General features: G+C 70.2%; 2 protein-coding genes. Both read left to right on the plus strand.

The window, feature by feature from the left end; genetic code table 11:
• Window positions 1-5: 5 nt before the first annotated feature.
• Window positions 6-3,335 (plus strand): type I polyketide synthase, encoded by a 3,330-nt coding sequence (locus IEZ20_RS39270; protein ID WP_268253101.1) that lies wholly within the window; start codon window positions 6-8, stop codon window positions 3,333-3,335.
• A 67-nt stretch (window positions 3,336-3,402) separates the two neighbouring features.
• Window positions 3,403-5,116: type I polyketide synthase (locus IEZ20_RS39275; RefSeq protein ID WP_373304057.1), on the plus strand; the 1,714-nt coding region annotated here is incomplete at its 3' end.

Below are 5,116 nucleotides of genomic sequence, written 5' to 3' on the forward strand. Positions count from 1 at the left end.
GGCTGATGCAGGCGTTGCCCGCCGGGGGTGTGATGGTTGCGGTGGAGGCGGCGGAGGAGGAGGTCGCGCCGTTGCTGACCGCGGGCGTGAGCGTCGCCGCGGTGAACGGGGCCGCCTCGCTGGTGCTGTCCGGCGTCCAGGATGAGGTCGAGGCCGTTGTGGCCCGCTTCGAGGGGCGTCGGGTGAAGCGCCTGCGGGTCTCGCACGCGTTCCACTCGCCGTTGATGGATCCGATGCTGGAGGAGTTCCGTCAGGTCGCGGCCGGGCTGACGTATCACGAGCCGTCCCTTCCGGTGGTGTCGAACCTGACTGGTGAGCTGGCGGATCCGGAGCGGCTGTGCTCGCCGGAGTACTGGGTGGAGCACGTGCGGGGCACGGTCCGCTTCCACGATGGTGTGCAGGCCATGCGGGCGGAGAAGGTGTCCACGTTCCTGGAGTTGGGCCCCGACGGTGTCCTGTCCGGAATGGTCGAGCAGGACTGTGTACCCTCCCTGCGGCGGGACGTGCCCGAGGACCGGGCCCTGATGACGACCCTGGGCCGGCTCCACACCCGGGGCGTCGACGTCGACTGGGAGAAGGTGTTCTCCGGCACCGGGGCGCACCGTGTGGCTCTGCCGACGTATGCCTTCCAGCACCAGCGTTACTGGCTGACTCCGACGTCGTCGGGCGGGGATCCCGCGCTGGCTGCCGGGCATCCGCTGCTCGACATCGTCGTGGGTGTGCCCGACACCGGTGGCGTGGTGTGCACCGGCCGGCTCTCCCTGGCAGCGCACCCGTGGCTGGCGGATCACACCGTGTCGGGCGTGGTGACGCTGCCGAGTGCTGCTCTGGTGGAGTTGGCGATTCGTGCGGGGGACGAGGTCGGTGCGCGTTCTCTGCGGGAGCTCGCTATCGAGGCTCCGCTGGTGATCCCTGACAGGGGCGCGGTGCGTATCCAGGTGTCTGTCGGTGAGGACACGGACGGTGTACGACCGGTGGCGGTGTATTCGCGGCCGGACGACGCTGAGCCCGGCACGCCGTGGGTGCGTCACGCCGCAGGTCAGCTCGATGAGGTCGCGTCGGTTCCGGACGCCGTCTTCGGGGTGTGGCCCCCGGAGGGTGCGCAGTCTGTCGACCTGACCGGCTTCTACGCGGACCAGGCGGCCGCCGGTTATGGGTACGGGCCGCTGTTCCAGGGGCTCAGCTCGTTGTGGACCCTGGGCGAGGACATCTACGCCGAGGTCGCGCTCCCGGCGGAGGACACCGAGGCGGTGGCCGGTTTCGGTGTGCATCCCGCGCTTCTCGACGCGGTCCTGCACTGTGGGGCCTTCACGGAGCGCAAAGCCGAGGAGGGCAGGCTCATCCTGCCGTTCGCGTGGAACGGCGTGACACTGCATGCCTCCGGTGCCACCGCCCTGCGGGTACGCATGAGGCCCACCGGACCCGAATCCGTAACGCTCGAACTCGCCGATGGTGAGGGTGTTCCGGTGGCGTCGGTGGAGTCGCTGGTGCTGCGGGCGGTCGCCGAGGAGCAGTTGAGGGTGTCCGGGGCGGGTGGTGGCGAGTCGCTGTTCCGGGTGGAGTGGACGTCTGTGCCGGTGCCGGTGTCGGAGGGCACGGACGGTGTCGGGGTGGAAATCCTGGAGGTTCCCCGGTCGGGCTCTGTGTCGAGTTCTGTGGACGCTGAGGCTGTGCGCGAGGTTTCGGCTGGTGTTCTGGCTGGTGTGCAGTCGTTCCTTGCGTCGCCGGGTGGGGGCCGGCTGGTGGTGGTGTCGCGGGGTGCGGTGGCGGTCGGTGGCGATGCCGGTGTGGTGGATCCGGTGGCGGCTGCGGTGTGGGGTCTGGTGCGTTCGGCGCAGGCGGAGAGTCCTGGCCGGGTGGTTTTGCTGGACGTGGGTGTGGGGGGTGTGGTGCCGGCGGGTGTGGCTGGTTGTGGTGAGTCGCAGGTGGCGGTGCGTTCGGGCGGGATGTTCGTGCCGAGGCTGGTGCGTGCCGGGGTGGAGCGTTCTGCGGGGCGGTCGGTGTTCCGTGCTGGTGGGACGGTTCTGGTCACCGGCGGTACCGGAACACTGGGTGGCCTGGTGGCCCGGCATCTTGTCGCGGCACATGGTGTGCGCCACCTGCTGCTGACCAGCCGCCGCGGTCCGGAGGCCCCCGGCGCACAGGAGCTGACGGCGGAACTCGAGGCGGCCGGAGCGACCGTCACCGCCGTGGCGTGTGATGTGGCGGATCGTGAGGCGTTGGCGGGGGTGTTGGCGCGGGTGCCTGTGGATGCTCCGCTGGTGGGGGTGGTGCATACCGCGGGTGTGCTGGATGACGGGGTGTTCTCGGGTCTGACTGCGGAGCGGTTGGCGGGGGTGTTCCGGCCGAAGGTGGATGCGGTGTTGGCGTTGCATGAGGCGACGCGGGCTCTGGATCTGGATGCGTTCGTGTTGTATTCGTCGGCGTCGGGTGTGCTGGGTGGTGCGGGGCAGGGGAACTACGCGGCGGCGAACGCGTTCCTGGACGCTTTCGCGGGCTGGCGTCGTGCGCAGGGTCTGCCGGCGGTGTCGTTGGCGTGGGGGTTGTGGGGCGAGTCGAGTGCGATGACGGGCTCGCTGGGGGAGTCGGATCGGGCGCGGATGCGGCGCAGTGGTATCCGGCCGCTGTCCGCGGAGGAAGGCATGGCACTCTTCGATGCCGGCCTCGGCGCCGACGAACCCGTCCTGGCACCGGTCAAGTTCGACCTTCCCACACTCACCGAGCAGGCAGGCAACGATCAGTTGCCGTCGATGCTGCGGGGGTTGGTACGCCAGCCGCGCCGGATCGCCCGCACCGGTGCCGCCGACGGCGCCGGCGGCGCGGCCGGAGAGTCCCTGATCGACCAGTTGGCGACGATGGCTGAGCCCGAGCGGCAGCGCGCCCTGGTGGATCTGGTCACGGCCGATGCCGTGGCCGTTCTGGGCGGACGCCAGCGAAACGCGGTCGCGCCGGACCGTGCCTTCAAGGACCTCGGTTTCGACTCGCTCACAGCCGTGGAACTGCGCAACCGGCTCGCGGCGGCCACGGGTCTCCAGCTCCCCGCCTCGGCGGTGTTCGACCACCCGACGCCGGCCGCCCTCGCCGACGCCCTTCTGGAACAACTCGGCGTCTCGCCGATGTCTGTACTCGCCGAACTGGACAGGCTGGAAGCGGCGTTGAGCAGTACGTCGCTGGACGACGATGTCATGGCACAGACGGCCAAGCGCTTGCAGACCCTGGCGTCCCGGTACGCGTCGTCCGGTGCCCCTGCGGAGGACGAGGCGCACTTCGACCTGGAATCCGCCTCCGACGACGAACTCTTCAGCTTCGCGGAGAACGAGCTCGGTTCTTCCTGACAGCAGCGCCGCCCGCCCCCACACCTGTTGAGCAGAAGGACTTTCCATGAGCACGAACGACGACAAGCTGCGCGACTACCTCAAGCGAGCCCTCGCCGATCTCAGCCAGGCGCGCAAGCGGCTGCGCGAGGTCGAATCCGAGAAGACGGACCCGATCGCGATCGTCGCCATGGGCTGCCGTCTCCCGGGAGGCGTCTCCTCGCCGGAGGAGCTGTGGGAGCTGGTCGCCGGGGGACGCGACGCCATCTCGCCGTTCCCGACCGACCGCGGCTGGGACGTGAACGGGCTGTTCGACCCCGACCCCGAGCGCCCCGGCAAGTCGTATGTCAGGGAGGGCGGTTTCGTCACCGACGCCGCCGATTTCGACGCCGCCTTCTTCGGCATCAGTCCGCGCGAGGCCGTGGCGATGGACCCGCAGCAGCGGCTGTTGCTGGAGACCTCCTGGGAGGTCTTCGAGCGTGCGGGCATCGACCCGACTTCGCTGCGTGGCCGCAATGTGGGTGTGTTCGCCGGTACCAAGCCCCAGGACTACATCCCGAGCCTTGAGGGCGGGGAGTCCAGCACCGAGGGCTACGCCCTGACCGGCAGCGCCGGCGCGGTCACCTCCGGCCGTGTCTCGTACACCTTCGGCTTCGAAGGCCCCGCCGTCTCCATCGACACCGCCTGTTCTTCGGCGCTGGTCGCCATCCACCTTGCCGCCCAGGCCCTGCGCAGTGGAGAGTGCTCACTCGCGCTCGCCGGCGGCGTGTCCGTGATGGCCACGCCGGGCGCCTTCGTGGCCTTCTCCCGGCAGCGAGGGCTGGCGGCGGACGCCCGCTGCAAGGCGTTCGCCGAAGGTGCGGACGGTACGTCGTGGGCGGAGGGTGTGGGCCTGGTCCTGCTGGAGCGCCTGTCGGACGCCCGCCGCAACGGCCACGACGTACTGGCCCTGGTGCGCGGCAGCGCGGTCAACCAGGACGGCGCGTCCAATGGTCTCACCGCGCCCAATGGTCCCTCGCAGCGACGCGTCATCCGCCAGGCACTGACCAACTCCGGGCTGCTCGCCGCGGACGTCGACGCGGTGGAGGCGCACGGTACGGGTACGTCGCTGGGTGATCCGATCGAGGCGCAGGCCCTGATCGCGACGTACGGCCAAGGGCGCCCGGCAGACCGGCCGTTGTGGCTCGGCTCGGTGAAGTCCAACCTCGGTCACACCCAGGCGACCGCGGGTGTGGCGGGTGTGATCAAGATGGTGCAGGCGATGCGGCACGGTGTGCTGCCGAAGACTCTGCACGTGGACGCGCCGTCGCCGAAGGTGGACTGGTCGGCGGGTGCGGTGGAGTTGCTGACGGAGTCGCGGGCGTGGCCTGAGGTGGATCGTCCTCGGCGTGCGGGTGTGTCGGCGTTCGGCATCAGCGGCACCAATGCGCACGTCATCCTGGAAGCCGTCGAGAACGACCTTCCCGAGCCGACCACGACGCGCGGGGCGGTCCCCCTCGTTCTCTCGGGCAGGACGGCCGATGCGGTGAACGCGCAGGCCCGGCGCCTGGCCGACCATCTAGAACGGCACCCGGACGTGAGCCTCACGGACACGGCCTACTCGCTGGTGACGGCGCGTGCGCGTTTCGATCACCGTGCGGTGGTGGTCGCGGGTTCGGTGGACGAGGCGCGGGAGGGCCTGGCGTCGGTGCGTGCGCAGGCCGTGGTTCCGGGGCGCTTGGGTGTGCTGTTCACGGGCCAGGGCTCGCAGCGGGTGGGTATGGGCCGTGAGCTGTATGCGGCGTTCCCGGTGTTCGCGGATG

The sequence above is a fragment of the Streptomyces cinerochromogenes genome, from assembly GCF_014648635.1.
In the GTDB taxonomy this organism is placed as follows: domain Bacteria; phylum Actinomycetota; class Actinomycetes; order Streptomycetales; family Streptomycetaceae; genus Streptomyces; species Streptomyces cinerochromogenes.

What these genes read in the sequence shown, in the direction of transcription:
- IEZ20_RS39270 (WP_268253101.1), top strand. Translation starts at nt 6, where the DNA reads ATGCAGGCGTTGCCCGCCGGGGGTGTGATGGTTGCGGTGGAGGCGGCG.